Origin of the sequence: Bradyrhizobium sp. (genome assembly GCF_027451485.1) — a bacterium.
Classification (GTDB): domain Bacteria; phylum Pseudomonadota; class Alphaproteobacteria; order Rhizobiales; family Xanthobacteraceae; genus Bradyrhizobium.
Window position 1 is genome coordinate 31,872 of sequence record NZ_DAIDJE010000214.1, and the last position, 16,053, is coordinate 47,924.

Annotated in this window: 12 protein-coding genes; 6 read left to right on the forward strand and 6 right to left on the reverse strand. The window is 62.0% G+C overall.

Annotated elements, in window-relative coordinates; genetic code table 11:
- Positions 1-873: a DUF6671 family protein gene (locus NEZ08_RS25320; RefSeq protein ID WP_298113439.1), complete on the forward strand. Its 873-nt coding sequence runs from the start codon at positions 1-3 to the stop codon at positions 871-873.
- 191 nt (positions 874-1,064) lie between these two features.
- On the opposite strand, the gene NEZ08_RS25325 is transcribed toward NEZ08_RS25320, so the two are convergent.
- The 5 genes from NEZ08_RS25325 to NEZ08_RS25345 all read right to left on the reverse strand — a co-directional run bounded on the left by NEZ08_RS25325 (position 1,065) and on the right by NEZ08_RS25345 (position 8,915).
- Entirely contained in the window at positions 1,065-3,338 is a 2,274-nt protein-coding gene (locus tag NEZ08_RS25325) for a multiheme c-type cytochrome (RefSeq protein ID WP_367278461.1), read from the reverse strand.
- A gap of 190 nt (positions 3,339-3,528) precedes the next feature.
- Positions 3,529-3,981 (reverse strand): DUF2721 domain-containing protein, encoded by a 453-nt coding sequence (locus tag NEZ08_RS25330; RefSeq protein WP_298113444.1) that lies wholly within the window; start codon positions 3,979-3,981, stop codon positions 3,529-3,531.
- Positions 3,982-4,017: 36 nt separating this feature from the next.
- Positions 4,018-4,293 carry a hypothetical protein gene (locus NEZ08_RS25335; protein WP_298113447.1) on the reverse strand — a complete coding sequence of 92 codons (276 nt, stop codon included), beginning with the start codon at positions 4,291-4,293 and terminating at the stop codon, positions 4,018-4,020.
- 102 nt (positions 4,294-4,395) lie between these two features.
- Positions 4,396-7,080, reverse strand: a complete 2,685-nt coding sequence (locus NEZ08_RS25340; protein ID WP_298113449.1) for an arylsulfatase — start codon at positions 7,078-7,080, stop codon at positions 4,396-4,398.
- Between the two features lie 260 nt (positions 7,081-7,340).
- Positions 7,341-8,915 carry a hypothetical protein gene (locus NEZ08_RS25345; protein WP_298113452.1) on the reverse strand — a complete coding sequence of 525 codons (1,575 nt, stop codon included), beginning with the start codon at positions 8,913-8,915 and terminating at the stop codon, positions 7,341-7,343.
- Positions 8,916-9,156: 241 nt separating this feature from the next.
- Between NEZ08_RS25345 and NEZ08_RS25350 the strand changes: the two genes are divergently transcribed.
- The 5 genes from NEZ08_RS25350 (at position 9,157) to NEZ08_RS25370 (ending at position 13,235) form a co-directional block, all read left to right on the forward strand.
- The gene (locus tag NEZ08_RS25350; RefSeq protein ID WP_298113455.1) at positions 9,157-10,440 is read left to right on the forward strand and encodes a PQQ-dependent sugar dehydrogenase; all 1,284 of its coding nucleotides are present in this window, start codon (positions 9,157-9,159) and stop codon (positions 10,438-10,440) included.
- Between the two features lie 68 nt (positions 10,441-10,508).
- Positions 10,509-10,856 (forward strand): cytochrome c, encoded by a 348-nt coding sequence (locus NEZ08_RS25355; RefSeq protein WP_298113457.1) that lies wholly within the window; start codon positions 10,509-10,511, stop codon positions 10,854-10,856.
- Positions 10,857-10,890: 34 nt separating this feature from the next.
- Positions 10,891-11,382 (forward strand): DUF4142 domain-containing protein, encoded by a 492-nt coding sequence (locus NEZ08_RS25360; protein ID WP_298113460.1) that lies wholly within the window; start codon positions 10,891-10,893, stop codon positions 11,380-11,382.
- Positions 11,383-11,466: 84 nt separating this feature from the next.
- Positions 11,467-11,766, forward strand: coding sequence for a DUF3311 domain-containing protein (locus NEZ08_RS25365; protein ID WP_298113463.1), 300 nt, complete (start codon positions 11,467-11,469; stop codon positions 11,764-11,766).
- Positions 11,763-13,235, forward strand: coding sequence for a sodium:solute symporter (locus tag NEZ08_RS25370; RefSeq protein WP_298113466.1), 1,473 nt, complete (start codon positions 11,763-11,765; stop codon positions 13,233-13,235). The genes NEZ08_RS25365 and NEZ08_RS25370 overlap by 4 nt, the downstream gene beginning before the upstream one ends.
- A 53-nt stretch (positions 13,236-13,288) precedes the next feature.
- On the opposite strand, the gene NEZ08_RS25375 is transcribed toward NEZ08_RS25370, so the two are convergent.
- The gene (locus tag NEZ08_RS25375) at positions 13,289-16,012 is read right to left on the reverse strand and encodes an EAL domain-containing protein (protein ID WP_298113467.1); all 2,724 of its coding nucleotides are present in this window, start codon (positions 16,010-16,012) and stop codon (positions 13,289-13,291) included.
- Positions 16,013-16,053: the final 41 nt, after the last annotated feature.

Genomic DNA, 16,053 nt, shown 5'->3' on the forward strand with positions numbered 1-16,053 from the left:
ATGCGTTCATCACGCCTCGCCGCTCATCCCCATCGTGGCCTGTGGGCAGCGATCGCCACCATGCACGGCAAGGAGAACGCCATTGCCCCGGCGCTCTGCGGCTGGTTCGAGATGACGGTGACGAGCGCGCCGGGCATCGACACGGACACGCTCGGGACCTTCACGGGCGAGATCGCGCGAGCGGGCACGATGGTTGATGCCGCACGTGCCAAGGCGAAGCTTGCGATCGAACGCACGGGAGCACATCTCGGCGTTGGCAGTGAGGGTGCATTCGGGCCGCACCCATATATTCCGTTTCTGGCCTCCGGCCAGGAAGTGCTGGTGCTGCTTGACGCGAAAACAGGGCACGAGATCATCGTGCATCGTCGAACCCCGACGAACTTCGATCACGAGGTGCTCTCGCCGGCGGAGGATCCGGCGCCCTTCTTGAACAGGGTTGGGTTCCCGGGGCACGCGGTCGTTGTCCGCCCGGAAGACACCGCTGATACGTCGTTGGTGGTGGCCAAGGGCATCACTGACCTCCAAACACTCCGCCGCGCCATCCGCGAGATCGGTGCCCGCTCGGCTTCGGGCCGCGTAATGATCCAGACCGACATGCGCGCCCATCTCAATCCGACCCGCATGGCCGGGATTGCCCGGACCGCGAAATGGCTGGCTGTCAGAGCTGCGCGATGCTGCCCACACTGCGGTCGGCCCGGGTTCGGAGCGTTGGAAGTCGAGCGTGGTCTTCCCTGCGGCGATTGCGGTGCGCCGACAAGGCTCGTCCGCGCCGAAATCCACGGCTGCAAGGCCTGCGATCACAGGATACGCCGGTTCGAGCGTTCCAAGCGGAGTCGGGCCGAGGCCAGGTGGTGCGAACTGTGCAATCCCTAATGGTGGCTGCCGCGCGTTCCAACGAGCATGAGGAAACCATGACAGCAAAAGTCGATCGGGCAGCTATCACGCGGCAAAGATCATGGATGGGACGCAACGGCTTGCCAGGATGGCCGCGACAAGAAGCGCGCGATGGAAAAAAGGTGGGCCATTCAAGACGGCTCGCGGCTGACCGTCGCCCGTAGCGAGGTTTACTGCGCCCGACTTCTGTTCCGAAGCTCATCGACAAGCCTTGATAGTTGCGGCTGATCGGGGACAAGTTGCACGAGGCGCTCGGCGTACTCCAGAGCCAACGCGGAATTTCCCTGCTGGCGGGCGAAGGCAATTGCCGCCGAAAGCGAGTCGCGATCGTTCGGATGCCTGCGCAAGGTGTCCTGGATAACCGCAAGCGCCTCCTTGACACGGCCTGCGGAATTCAGGCCGACGGCATAGACGTAGGCGTACCGTGCCTGCCCCGGCTCGAGCTCCGCCGCACGACGCAACTCGGCGAGCGCCATATCCGATTTCCTCTCGCGTACGAGTGCGAGCCCAAGGGCATGATGGAGAGAGGCATCGCGCTCGGAGATGGTCATTGCAGCGCGAAGAACCCGTACGCTGTCCTCATCGCGGCCAAGCTGACGATAAAGGTCTGACAGATTGACGGCGGCTGCCGAGAATGACGGATCGAGCTGGATCGCGGCCCGATATTCCATCTCCGCCGCCGTGGTATCGCCCTGACGGGCGTAGAAGCTGCCCAGCGCGGTGCGTGCCTCGGGTCTGTCTGCATTCAATCGCTGGGCGGCGACGAATTCGGCGGCAGCACGCGCGAAAATCTCCGCATCAGCTCCAGACCGCCGCTCCTTCGGTACCGACGCCAGCAATTCGGCCGCCCGGATGCGTACGCCTGCAACCGGATCGGACAGGCGCGAAGCCGCAAGCGGCCACAGCTGTTCAGCGGGTAACGCTTCCAGCATGTCCAGCGCGCCAATCCTGACCATCGGATCAGGATCAGCGAATGCCCGCCGGGCAAGATCGGCATCTGGCGCCGCAAGCTCGACAAGGGCGCTCGCGCGTGCTGGCGCAGGAGCGTTCGAGGCCAAAGCAAGGGTCCTCAGCAACGATTCGGCATCCGTCTGTTCTGTCCATGCCTCGTGAAATGTGCCTGCGTAGGTTGTTTGGTAGCCAGACCTGCTCGGTCCGAACCAGGTTTCGATTTGCTTGGCCGCCCATTGGCTGGATTTGTCGCGGTGACAGTCGTTGCACGCGTTCGGCGCTCCAATCTGGACCGAGAGGTCGGGCCTGGGAACGCGGAAGGCATGGTCATGTCGCCGGTCGACCACCATGTAGGTCCGCGCCGGCATGTGGCAGGCTGGACATCCAAGCACGGGCGTCGCGTCGAGATGGTGACTGTGTGTGTCTGCCGCGTATCTCTCCGCGGTGTGGCACTGGAGACAGACGCCGTCGCCCGGCATCCGCAGCTTTGCACTATGCGGCTCATGGCAGTCGCTACAGGTCACGCCAGCCGCGAACATCCTGCCGAGCTTGAAAGGCAAATAGTTGTAGGTCTCCTCCTCGTCGCGAATCTGGCCATCCGCCTCGAAAAAGCGCCGATCAAGCAAACTTACCGCGTGCGTATCGGACAGCGGGCTTCCGGGCACCCAGCCTTCGGAAAGTTCGGCGCGGCGGCTGTGACACAGGCCGCAGGTCTCGACCTCCTTGCGGAGCGCTGCAGGAGCGGCGCTGCGTTTCGGGGGAAGCGCCGCCGGATCGGCCGGCCAGGATACACCCGCTCGTTCGTCAAAAGAGACGACCAACCCTTTGCCGTATACGTTGTCCTTTCCTCCGCCTTTGGCCCATTCGACATGACGCGAGCCCGCGCCATGGCAGGCCTCGCAGCCGACGCTGATCTCCGCAAAGCTGGTCGCGAAACGATCCTGCGCGGCGTTGTAATTCTTTTTCACGCCGGTCGAGTGGCACTCGGCGCACATGTGATTCCAGTTTTGATTGAGCTTCGTCCAATGCAGGGGATCATCGTGCGTGATGGCGCTGTTGGGATAAAGATGGAACCAGCGTTGGCCGCCTTGGTTCTTTGGTCGCGTGTCCCACGCAATTGACAGCGCCTGTATGCGGCCGTTCGGAAACTCGATCAGATATTGCTGAAGCGGCTCGATGCCGAACGTGTATTTCGCCTCGAACGTCGCCAACTTGCCGTCGGGCCCATCCGTTTCGACGAAGAACTTGCCGTCCTTGCGAAAGAACCGCGAGCGCGTTCCTGCATAGTCGAAAACTGCATCATTGAAATCGCCACGCACCGACGCATCCGTCGCATGATCCATGGCATGCGCATGCTGCGAGGCTTGCCAAAGCTTTGCTTCGGCCTGATGGCAGCCGGCGCAGGTGTTGCTGCCGACAAAGCCGGCTGCCTCCGTTCGCTTGGCGTTGCCTGGCGGCGGGGTGCGCGAGGTGAGCCAGGACAGTGCAGCCAAAATCAAAACAACCGCGACGCCGGATCCGAGCGCCAGAATTGCGCCCCTGCTCCGATCAAACCCTGCTTGCGCTGTCTGCGGCGGAGCGGATTGGGGAAGCGCCGCGGCCGCTCCAGCGACCCTTCGATTGCGTCTCTTTCCGGACCCCTTTGCCACCGCTTACGACCAAAAGCTTCTGCCCGTCGGTTGCTTACACACGGAGATCGTTGTCGTGCAGCGAAATTCTCGCCTCGCGGGCGAGATCAACCAGAGAGGCGCAAAATGTCAGCAACGCAGCCATGAACAACATCGCGACACCATATTCATGCGCCATGTGCAGGAGAGCGCTCACAAAGGCGACGATGATGATGAGTGCCGTGAGGATCGCGGCGACAACAGCCCATAACAATGATCTGTTCAAGATCTTGGCGCGAAGTCGGAGACGAGGCAAGTCGGCCTTGAGGAATGATCTCCTGACATCGTCCTCGGGAATGCCGTGGATGAACTGCGATCGATCGATGACGCGATTGATTCTGGAGATCAACACGGAGATGAACGCAGCCACCGCGCCAAGCAGGAATGCCGGCGCAGCGACATCGGAGATGATGCGGCCGAGTTGATCGACCGAGGGGGCGAGCGCCAGAAGATCGTTGACGGTCTGCATGGTCTCAACCATCGCCCCGCGGCTTGCGCGCCAATATCACCGAAGCTGTTTTATCTGTGCCGCCATATCGGGTGCGCGGGTAAACCGGTACATCGCATTGCTGCATTTGAGAACCCAAACCGAACGGTCAGGCCTGGAGCGCTTCGAATCTCTGGTCGCCTTTAGCGCTTTGTCACAGGCAAAGCCCTGCAGCCGGATCTGCGCTGCGAGCACCTCCTGGATGGCTTCGCCGTTCGATTGTTGAGCCTTGAGCCCAGAAATGGACCACGCAAGGATAAAACCTGAAAACAGGATGACAAACAGTTTACGCATCCAAATAACCCGTTTGCTTCTGCGGTGTTCACCGCGATGAGGGACCCCCAACACGGAACCGCGTCCGACGTTGAGGCACGTTACACTTCTTTTGGCGCCTGCTCACTTCACGCACGCACGCACAAAGCTGATCCGTTCGACAAGACCAAGCTTCTTGGCGATCGCCTCCTTGCGGCAGGTTTCGAGCTTGTCCATGTGCAGTTCGACCTTTTGCTTGAGACCGATGCCAATGCCGCTGGACACCTCCGGCGGAGCCGCCTCCGCCACGGCCTGTCCTGCATCGCCCGACGGTCCGTCACCGGCGGCCCGCGCCGTTTCCTGAAGACGTTTGATGTCTTCGGGGCTCAATTTCGGCCGATCGATATCCAGCGTGATCTTGTTGAGCTTGCCGGTGAAGGGAAACGGTGTGCTGTAGTCGTCGTCATTGACGGGCGTACCGGTGTCCGACCCGATATCGAGCGACTCGTCCCATTGCAGGATGAGCGGAAGCGTACGCTCCATTTTTTCGGTTGCGACAGCAGCGCCGTCGACCTTCAGCACCCCGGTCCCGCTGGCGCCAATGCCGCTGAAGTTGCCGAAGGCAATGGTCGCCGGTCCCAGGCCGTCGTACTTGAAGTCGAATTCAAGCTGATGCCTGCCTGGTGCAAGTTCCGGCCCTTCCCAGCGGACGCGTTTCAGATCAACCAGGTTCCAGGTGAAGACGGGCTTGCTCTTGACCAGATAGAAACCGTATCCGCCGAAGCGTCCGCCTTGCGTGATCAGCATGCCTTCAGCCCCGCCTGGCGGAATCTCGACATCCACCTTGAAAGTATAGGATGTGTTGAGAAGGTTCGGCGCATCGCCGTTCGGTGTGCCGGTCATCGGCCGGGTCCAGGTGAAGGATGTTCGGCCGGCGCTCAGGCTTGGCCGCGGCGTAATGATCCGGGTCGCCACCGACGAATCGAGCGGGAGGACCTGGTACTTTTCCGCTTCCTTCATGAACAGCGCCTGCATCTCCTTGAGCTTGTCCGGATACTTCGCTGCAACGTCCTCCGACTGGGTCCAGTCATTGCGGAGATCGTAAAGCTCCCACGGGTAGTCAGCCGGACGGGGCAGCTTGGCAATCGTCACCCATGGCGGCCGCAAGACCTTGGTGCTGGCGATCCAGCCATCGTGATAGATGGCGCGATCGGCGAACATCTCGAAATACTGCGTCGTGTGGGTGGAGGGCGCATCGGCGTTCTTCGCATCGAAGGTATACATCATGCTGACGCCTTCGATCGGGCTTTGCGGAATGCCATCGACGATTTTTGGCTGCTGGATGCGGGCGGCTTCCAGGATCGTCGGCACGATATCGATCACATGATGGAACTGGCTGCGGATCCCGCCCTTGTCCTTGATGACGGCAGGCCAGGAGATCGCCATCCCCTGCCGCGTGCCGCCGAAATGCGAGACGATCTGCTTCGTCCAGGAGAACGGGGTGTCGAACGCCCACGCCCAGCCGATCGACATGTGGTTGTAGGTTTGGTCTGTGCCCCACACGTCGTAGAAATATTTGAGCTGCTCTTCGACGCTCGGATTGGCCTGATTGAACATCGCCACTTCGTTCGGCGTTCCGTTCGGCTGGCCCTCGGCACTCGTCCCGTTGTCGCCCTCGATGTAGAAGATCAGCGTGTTGTCGAGTTTACCCATATCGTCTATCGCCTGGATCACGCGACCGATCTCGTTGTCGGCATAGGCCGCAAAGGCCGCAAAGACTTCGGCCTGACGAATGAAGAGCTTCTTCTCGTCATCGCTCAGCTTGTCCCAGCTCTTGATCAGATCGTCCGGCCAGGGCGTCAGCTTTGCATTCTGAGGAATGACGCCAAGCCGCTTCTGGTTGGCGAAAATCTGGTCGCGGAGCTTATTCCAGCCCTGATCGAACAGATGCATGTCGCTGATCTTCTTGACCCATTCAGGCGTCGGATGATGCGGCGCATGCGTCGCTCCGGGAGCGAACTTGATCATGAACGGCGTATCGGGAGACAGGGCGTTGATGCGGTTCATGTAATCGATGGCTTCATCCGCCATCGCCGTCATGAGGTTCCAGCCGGGCTTGCCCAGATAGGGATAGATTGGCGTGGTGTTGCGGACGAGGTTGCCGGGCTCCCACTGGTTGGTATCCCCGCCCATGAACCCGTAGAAGTATTCGAAGCCCATACCGGTCGGCCATTGATCGAATGGACCCGCCTGACTCTCCTGGTATTCAGGCGTGTTGTGATTCTTGCCAAACCACGCCGTATGATAGCCATTGTCGGTCAGAATGCGTCCGATCGTGGCCTTATCCTTGGTGATGATGCTGTCGTAGCCGGGATAACCGGTGGCTTGCTCGGCAACGACGCCATAGCCGACCGAGTGATGATTTCGCCCCGTGATCAATGCCGCACGCGTCGGCGAGCAGAGCGCGGTGGAGTGAAAGTTGGTGTAGCGCAGGCCGTTCTGCGCAATGCGGTCGAGTGCAGGCGTCGGAATCACCCCGCCAAACGTACTCGCGACGCCATAACCGGCATCGTCGATGATGATCAGCAGCACGTTTGGCGCGCCCTTCGGCGGCACAACGCGGGCGGGCCAGTAAGGCTTGGAATCCGTCGCGTCGTTTTCGATCTTGCCGCCGAACTTCTGGGGCGGCGGCGGTAGCTGATCGCCGGGAATGGTGATCGTCGCCGCAGGTGATCCGGGCGGCGCGACTGTGGTTTGTGCCAGCGCAAGTGGCGAAGCGAAGGCGGCGGAGCCCAAAAGCAATGCTGCAATACCCGTGCGAATATTCATGTCTCAATCCTCTTGCGAGGTGCGCAAAACGCGCGAGATGGGCATTTGGCACGAAGTTCGCCAAGCGAGGTGTTGATTCAAATCAATCGCTTCGCACTTCGGTATCGGAAGAGGGGTGAGGTCTGTTCTGAGGCGCGAAAGGCGCCGGCGTCGTAATCCAATCGCCGACGCTCGATCTGGGACGAAGTAATTGGATCTGCGCGGGCCGCAGCCTATCCTGTACGGTTAGGCGTTCAGATCTCAGGGAGCGAGGGTTGCAATCAAGGTGCGGGGCGGCCGGTGCAGCTGCGATTTCCCGCGCCAGAAATCACGACAAACGTAATGGTTGCCGGCGCGAACTTGAGCGAACCGGCGTTCGCCGGCACGCCGGCGAGTTGCGGCAATCGATCCACGTCATTTGCCGCCAATACCGCCCCGTTCAGGCGCACGGCAGTGTCCTGCAAGCTTGCGGCATCAAGCGTGAACCGCACGGAAGCAACCGACAGAACCAGTTGGTGCTCGTTCTGCGGGTCGTTATTGATGACGAGCAGCACCACGCCGCCGGGCACGTGCCGCTGGCAATGCGCATAGACGTGCAGGCCTCGCCGGATTCGCACCCCCGCATCAAGCACCACGGGTCCCATCCATTGCCGCCACAACAGCGCTGCCCAGTAGTCTGGCCTTGGCCTGAACGTGCCCTCTTCGAGAAGGCCGTAGTCGCTTCCGACCAGCGTGTTGTGCATCACGATCTGCACGCCGGCTTTGGCCAGCCGCCCGAGCTGGTCAAGGTATCTGAAGGTGTCGAGAAACGTCGAACTCCATCGATCCCCGCCGCAGGCGGCTTCCGCCGTCTCGGTCAGCCAGATCGGCTTGCCCGGCGCGGCACGATCGCGAAGCGCGCGATAGAACGCGAATGTCCGGCCAGTGCGGGAAAGCCAGCCTTCCGACAAGGCGGCATCGGCCGTCTGCCCGCCCGCGCAGCGCTCGGAGAGCGCGCCGTAATAATGATATGACACGGCATCGATACGGGGAGCAGCAGCAAGAAACAGGCGGGCGTCCTCGGACGAGCGGCCTATGGTTCCGGGCCCGAGGATCACCACGTTCGGCGCCGCCTGTTTCATGAAAGCATGAAACACCGAAAAATCCGCCGCGAAAGCATCCACGCCATAGCCCGCCGGCGCTCCGCCGATTGCGGGCAGATCCGGCTCGTTCATGAATTCGACCGCTGCAATGTGGCCGACGGCCTCGCGGGTTGCGGAAATCATCTCCCGCGCTTGATCAGGCTTCCACAGTCCCGTCGCATCGCGTGTGCCGGGACTGATGGCAAAGGACGTCACGATCGGCGCATCGATCGCGTTCGAAAAGTCGATCACATCTCGCCAGCGGCGGCTCGTCAGCACGCCCTTGTATCCCGCCGGCACATGCGACGGTGCGCCGTTTGGCCCCGCGAAGAATATCGAATTGGCAAAGGTGCCGCTGACGCGCAAATATGCTGGCGCCAGCGCCGAGGCGAATTTTCGCAGCAGCGGGTTTTCGAGATCGATCGGAGATCGCGTCGAAACCAGATCGGCTTTCGTGTCGGTTTTCTCGTCGGCGCTTCCGGACGCGGGGGACTGCGCCGTTCCGGCGCGCGAGGCCACGCTATCTGCGGCGTAGGGTTTCCAGAACGGTCCGCCGGTAACCTCGACCATTTCAACGTTGAAGGACTGAAAGCGCTCGTCGATCCTGCCGACCGCCGGCAGATCGGCCGGGACGATCGTTGCCTCGCCTGCTGCAGCGCAATGACAGTGCAAGGCGAACATCGCGACGCCGAGCGCCCGACAGTGCGGGCGGATCCGCAACAAGAAGCGACGCATCAGCCAATTCCCCGCTGCTCGCCCGGCGGCGCCGCTGCCCGTTCCTGTAGCGTACGACGCCCACCAGGAACTGGCAGTGCGTGGCCCGACGCGGCCGGTGGGACGGTTGCCGAACAAAACAGCCTGCCGGCCTTCACCCTCATGTGTTCTCGCACCGCGTCCTTAGTTGGACCATGATCTCATCCAAGGTTATGGTTTTCATTCTGCCACAAGAAAACATCCCCGGGGAGAAACGAAAACCATGAAGACCATCCTGACTGCCGCAACGCTGTGCTCGCTTCTGACCGCCTCGACCCTTGCCTTTGCCCAGAAGGCCGATGCGCCGCCGCCGCCGAGCAGCGCCGACAACATGGACAAGCTCCAGGACTTCAAGTCCACCGGCAAGATGAACAGCATTCCGACCATTCCGCAGGATCCGCAGAAGGCGGCCGACATCGAAAAGACGCTGTCCCATATCAAACTGCCGGCAGGCTTTCACATCAGCCTCTATGCACAGGTGCCCGACGCCCGCATGATTGCCGTCGGCCCGCAGGGCGTGGTGACCTTCGTCTCAACGCGCAAGAACAAGGTCTACGCACTGACAGACCGCAGCCGGTCCGGACACGCGACGGAGGTGAAGGAATTCGCGCCGACCGTCGAATTCAAGAACCCGAACGGCATCTGCTTCTCGAAGGACGGCTTCCTTTATGTGGTCGAGCAGAACCGCGTGTTGCAGTTCGCGGCCGCGGAATTCTTCTACGAGAGCCCCGACGTCGCGGTGAACCCGATCGTCAAGCAGGGAGAACTCATTCCGCCCTCGGAGGAGAGCTTCAATCACTCAGCCCGCGCCTGCGCGATCGGCCCGGACAACAAGCTCTACATGACGATTGGCCAGCCCTATAACGTCTACCCGCCCTCCAAGTACGACATGTACTACAAGGATGGTCTCGGCAGCATTACCCGGATGAACCAGGACGGCTCGGACCGCGAGATCTATGCGCACGGCCTGCGCAATTCGGTCGGCCTCGACTTCGCCAAGGACAAGAGCCTGTGGTTCACCGACAACCAGGTGGACGGCATGGGCGACGATATTCCGCCCGGAGAACTCAACCACGCCACCAAGGCCGGCGAGAACTTCGGCTTCCCCTGGTATGGCGGCGGCCACGTTCGTACCAACGAATACAAATCGCAGACCCCGCCCGCCGATGTCGTGTTTCCCGTGGTCGAAGAAACGGCGCACGCTGCCGACCTCGGCGTGCACATCTACACCGGCAAGATGTTCCCGAAGGAATATCAGGGCGCGATCTTCTCGGCGCAGCATGGCTCCTGGAACCGCACGGTGCCGGTCGGCGCGCGCGTGATGGTCACCAAGGTCAAGGAGGACGGCACGGCGCCCGAAGGCTCAAAACCCTTTGCCGAAGGTTGGCTGAACAGCAACGGCGAATATGACGGCCGCCCGGTCGCAGTGGCCGAATTGCGCGACGGTTCGCTGCTCGTCTCCGATGACTTTACCGGCGCGGTCTATCGGATCACCTACAGCAAGTGATTTGCTTCTTGCGAATGCCAAAAACCCTTCGCGCCCGGCGTGAAGGGTTTTTCTCCAGGAGACGATTCATGCTTCGCCTGCTCTGTCTGGGCTTGTTCTGTTTGATTTGCGTGCTCGGCCTGTCGGGCGGGGCAGCCCGGGCCGACGGCGACGTCAAGGCCGGCGCCCAGAAGATCAGGACGCTGCAATGCCAGACCTGTCACGGCCAGAACGGGATTGCCAAACTGCCTGGCGCGCCCAATCTGGCCGGGCAGCCGCAGGATTACATGATCGCGGCGATCGGCGCCTATAAGAGCGGCGAGCGCAAGAACGACATCATGAATACGATCGCGCAGCCGCTGAAGGATGCCGACATCGCCGACGTCACCGCCTACTACGCCTCGATCGCCGTTACAGTGAAGGTGCCGACACCTTAAGCCTCCCGTCCCTCTCGGCCAAGGAGACGCGCGCGTGACCACGAAGTTTTCAATCTGTGTGATCGCCGTCATTGTCCTTTCCGCGGGCCCCGCCTGGGCCGGGAAGGACGAAGTCGACTTCGTGACGCGGGCTTCGATCGGCAATCTCTTTGCGATCACGGAATCGCAACTCGCGATCGAGCACGCCAGTGACCCGAAACTGAAGGCTTTCGCCAGACAGCTCGTCGCTGCTCACGAGAAGGCAGCGGCCGAGCTGCAATCGGCTGCCGAGGGCTCGGGCGCCACGGTCTCATCCTCGCTCGATGCCGATCACCAGAGGCGCGTCGCGGAGTTACAAGGCAAGTCCGGCGCGGATTTCGACAAGTCCTATGCCGCCGATCAGGGCGAGAACCACTCCAACCTGCTCACCCTCTATGCCGACTACATGCTGCTCGGCGACAACCCGAAGCTGAAGCCGCTGGCGATCCGGATGATCCCCCTCACCGAACAGGAGCTCAAGGGCGCGCAGGCGCTCTCGGGTAACTGAGGGGCGAGGACGCGCGAGGGCCGCTGCAACAGCCACGCAATGAAAATGTTGCGCTGCGCAGTCGAGGCACGAAGAAATCCGCTTGTGTGGAAAACGCTGCCGGGATTGCCTGCCGCCGATTTTCCCTGCATTCTTGCATGGAATTTTCTCGAAGCGAGCCTCTCGCTCAAGCACGAGTTCCCGCCCATGCGCAGCATCCGCTGGCTTGCCATCGTTCCGTTTCTGGCTCTCCTCGTCGGCCCATTCTTCGTCAACAAGGCGGAGCCGATGGTTCTCGGCCTGCCGTTCCTGCTGGCCTGGATCGTGGCATGGATCCTGCTCACTTCTCTCATCATGGCCGTGATCTACGCGGCCGATCCGGTCAACCGGGAGCACGAACCATGAGCGCCGCCCTTCCCTTCATTGCCGGCGCAGCGCTGCTGGCGCTGGTGCTGGGTTTCCTGGCCCGCCGCGGCAAGGACATGAATCTCGAGCAGTGGACGGTCGGCGGGCGCGGCTTCGGCGCAATCTTCGTTTTTCTCCTGCTCGCCGGGGAGATCTACACCACCTTTACTTTCCTGGGCGGCAGCGGCTTCGCCTACGGCAAGGGCGCGCCGGCCTATTACATCCTCTGCTACGGCACGCTCGCTTACGTGCTGTCCTATTTCATGCTGCCGCCGATCTGGCGCTACGCCAAGGAGAACCGGCTCTACTCCCAGTCGGACTTCTTCGTCCGCAAATACGACAGTTCCACGCTCGGCGTCATCGTCGCGCTCGTCGACATCGTGGCGCTAATTCCCTATCTCGTGCTCCAGTTCAAGGGGCTCGGCATCATCGTCGAAATCGCCGCCTATGGCGCGATCTCCTCGACGCTTGCGATCTGGATCGGCGCCGCCATTGTCGCCGCTTACGTCATGGTATCGGGCGTGCACGGCTCGGCCTGGACCTCGGTCGCCAAGGACATCATGATTCTGGCCGTGGTGATCTTCCTCGGCCTTTACCTGCCCGCCCATTATTACGGCGGGCTCGAGCCGATGTTCGCCGCGATCGAGAAGGCCAGGCCCGGCTTCACCGTGTTCGCTCCGCACGGCCAGAGCCTGTGGTGGTTCTCATCGACCGTGCTGCTCACTGCGCTCGGCTTCTTCATGTGGCCGCACACTTTCGCCTCGATCTATACCGCCAAGAGCGCCAGGGTGATCCGCAAGAACGCGATCTTTCTGCCGCTCTATCAGCTGATCCTGCTGTTCGTGTTTTTTGTCGGCTTCGCCGCAACCTTGCAGGTGCCCGGCCTTTCCGGCTCCGACATCGACCTTGCGCTGTTCAAGCTGTCGGCGAAAACCTTCGATCCCTGGTTCGTCGGCGTGATCGGCGCGACCGGCGTGCTGACTGCGCTGGTACCGGGCTCGATGATTCTGATGACGGCAGCGACCTTGATCGCCAACAACCTTTATCGTGCCGTCAACCCGTCGGCCGATGACGGTCAGGTATCTCAGCTCGCAAAGGTCCTGGTTCCGGTCGTGGCGCTGGTCGCCGTCATCTTCACCCTGAAAGGCGGGACGACCATCGTGGCCCTCCTGCTGATGGGCTACAGCTTCGTGACCCAGCTGTTTCCCTCGCTCGTGCTCAGTCTCGCAGCGCGCAATTTCGCCACGCGCGAGGGCGCCGGCGCGGGCATTATCGCCGGCGTCGCGACCGTTGCCGTCATCAGCCTGACGGGCGCGAACTTCCACACGCTGTCATGGCTGCCGCCCGAGATCCAGGACCTCAACATCGGCATCGTCGCACTGGCAGTGAACGTCGTGGTGCTGATCGTGGTTAGCCTGGCGACACGGAGCGCCGCGGCTCCGGCCCGTGCGGCCACTGAAAAGGTCTGAGCCAACCGGCTGGCGGAGCCGCGATGGTTCGATCCGTGTCGAACAGCCCGCATTTAGCCCGCAAGCAGCTGGGCTGCCACGCTGGGTGAGGCCAGGAACTGGCTTTCAAATTCCGGCACCGGTAGCGGACGGGCAAAGAAATAACCCTGGCCTTCTTCGCAGCCCATGAGCGCGAGAAGATCCGCGGTGGCTCGGTTCTCGATACCTTCGGCAATGACCGACAGTCCGAGCTCCTTGCTGAGCGCGACCGTCGAGTTCACGATCGCCGCGTCGTCGGGGTCGGTGAGCAGGTCCAATACGAAGGAGCGGTCGATCTTCAGGCCGTCGAGCGGGAATTTCTTCAGATAGCTGAGGCTCGCATAACCGGTTCCGAAATCGTCGAATACGATTCTTACCCCGAGCTTCTGGATTCGCTGGAACGTCGCGAGCACCCGCCCTTCGTCCACGAGCAGGATATCTTCGGTGACCTCGAGTTCGAGCAGCGAAGGTGACAGGCCGGTCGCTGCGAGCACATCGGCGACCGATCGCGCGAGGTCGCCGGAATGCAGTTGTGACGGCGACAGGTTGACCCCGACGCGCAGCGGACGGCCCGAAACTTCCCAGGCGCGTGCCTGTCGGCAGGCCGTCTCCAGCACCCAGGTCGCGATGCGCTCCGAAATCGGCGACGTGTTGACGACCGGCATGAATACGCCCGGCGATATCAAGCCGCGCTCCGGATGTCGCCAGCGAATAAGGGCTTCGGCACCGATCAATTCAAGGCTGCCGAGGCCGACTTGCGGCTGATAGAACAGCTCGAACTCGCCGCGCTCCGCGGCGCGCACGAGCTCCGTCTCAAGCATCAGGCGGCTTTCGATCTCCTCGCGAATCGAGGCCTCGAACAACACGCAGCCGCCGCGCCGCGCGACCTTGGCGCGACGAAGCGCCAGATGCGCATTGGACAAGAGCTCGCTCGCAGAACTGCCGCTGGCGGGAAAAACGGCGGCGCCGGTCGAGAGGCTGACGCGATGCGAGCGGCTGCCCGCCATCACCGGATTGCCGAAGGCCGCCGCAATGCGCCTTGCCAGATCTTCGATGCCTTCCGACGGACCGAGGCCTGATGCGGCGATGGCGAATTCATCGCCGCTCAATCGGGCGACCACGCCTGCACTGCCGACCTCGCCCACCAGGCGATCGGATACCGCGCGCAAGATAAGGTCGCCATTGGAATGGCCGAGCAGGTCATTGATCTGCTGAAAGCCGTCGAGGCCTATGATCAGCAGCGCCACTTCGCTGGTGGACGCTTCGGTAGCTGCGATCATCGAAGCAAGCCTTGCTTCGAGCGTATAACGGTTGGGAAGGCCCGTCAGCGTGTCGTATTCGGCAAGGTAACGGATCTTCTCGGCCTCGCGCTTGCGCACCGAGACGTCGCGCAGGATCGCGCCGTATTGGATGCCGTCCGCACCCTGCCAGCGCGAAAAGCTGGCTTCGACGGGCAACACGTTGCCGTTGCGATGCCGGGCATCGAATTCGATCACCGTGCCGGCAGGCTGCGCGTGCGCCTGATGGATCGAGAACGGGGCCTCTGCATTTCCCGCGCAAAGCGTATCGAACGGCCGGCCGATCATCTCGTCGGGACTGTAACCGAAAATGGCCGTCGCGCCCGGATTCCAGACCGTGATCAGATAGTTCGAATCTGTGCAGACCAGACCGTCGCCGAGCGACATCGCGATGCGCTGAAAACGATTCTCGGCGACACGGCCGAGCAGATCGCGGATGTCGATCTCATCGAGGCCAATGGCGGCGATATAGACCGCGATGGCGACGTGCAACAATGCCGTGTCGATGACCAGGGGAAACCACATCTGGATGAGATAGGCCGACACTTCGATGGCAACCGCCGCCAGCACCAGCACGCCAACCCGCCGTGCGGCGGATACGCGCCGCCACAGCAACATCATGAAGAGCACGAGCGTACCAAGTGCCAACACGGTCGTGGTTGCCGAGGTCCAATGCAGGATACGGCCGTGAATCATCGATTCCGCGGCCAGCGCCTGCAACGCAGGTCCGGAAACGATGCCGCCGTTGGGAATGCTGAAGCGGTCGCCAAGCTCGAGCGCGGTGCCGCCGATGATGACCTTCTTGCCCTTGATCCGCTCCAGCGCCGCCTTGTTGCCTTTCAGAACGTCGACAAAGGAAACCCTCGGAATGGTTTCATGCTGGAGTGCGAAATCGATCAGGAATGGCGCGCGGTGCTCGTCATAATGTCCGGCGAGGACCGCGGCCATCGAGGGCAGGAATTCGCCGTCGAGCTTTTGACCGAAACTATACCGACGCACCAGCCCGTCCGGCTCGATTGCGACATTGACAACCGCCGACCAGGAATGCGCGCCGAACGCAGCCAGTGGACGGTTGAAGAAGGTCGAGCCTTGGGCCCCGGGCTGCTTGAACGAGGGAAGCACCACCGATCCCCCGGCATGCTCCAGGGCTTCGAGGAACATCCGGTCGGACTCGGGGTCCGAGGGCGTGCTGAAGTCGACATCGAATGCGATGTCGCTGGCGCCGGCAAGATCAAGCTGCCGCAGCAACTGGGCGTGCAGCCGGCGCGGCCACGGCCAGACACCGATTTGTTCGATCGAAGGGGCATCGATGGCGACGATCACGATCTCGCCGCCGGCTGGCTTCGACAGCCAGGCAAAGCGCAGGTCGGCGAGCACGTTGCGCAGGCCGTTGTGCCAGCCCAGAACCGCCGCGATGATCACGATGGCCGCGACCAGAAGATGTGGCCGGATATGTTTCAATTCCCCCGTCCCCCGGCGGGCGTTCGAGCCCGCCCTCGCTT

Bases quoted from the DNA above. Each gene is read 5' to 3' on its own strand.
- NEZ08_RS25370 (WP_298113466.1), top strand. From the start codon at position 11,763: ATGAGCGCCGCCCTTCCCTTCATTGCCGGCGCAGCGCTGCTGGCGCTG.
- NEZ08_RS25340 (WP_298113449.1), bottom strand. From the start codon at position 7,080: ATGAATATTCGCACGGGTATTGCAGCATTGCTTTTGGGCTCCGCCGCC.
- NEZ08_RS25355 (WP_298113457.1), top strand. From the start codon at position 10,509: ATGCTTCGCCTGCTCTGTCTGGGCTTGTTCTGTTTGATTTGCGTGCTC.
- NEZ08_RS25330 (WP_298113444.1), bottom strand. From the start codon at position 3,981: ATGCAGACCGTCAACGATCTTCTGGCGCTCGCCCCCTCGGTCGATCAA.
- NEZ08_RS25335 (WP_298113447.1), bottom strand. From the start codon at position 4,293: ATGCGTAAACTGTTTGTCATCCTGTTTTCAGGTTTTATCCTTGCGTGG.
- NEZ08_RS25350 (WP_298113455.1), top strand. From the start codon at position 9,157: ATGAAGACCATCCTGACTGCCGCAACGCTGTGCTCGCTTCTGACCGCC.
- NEZ08_RS25345 (WP_298113452.1), bottom strand. From the start codon at position 8,915: ATGCGTCGCTTCTTGTTGCGGATCCGCCCGCACTGTCGGGCGCTCGGC.
- NEZ08_RS25320 (WP_298113439.1), top strand. From the start codon at position 1: ATGCGTTCATCACGCCTCGCCGCTCATCCCCATCGTGGCCTGTGGGCA.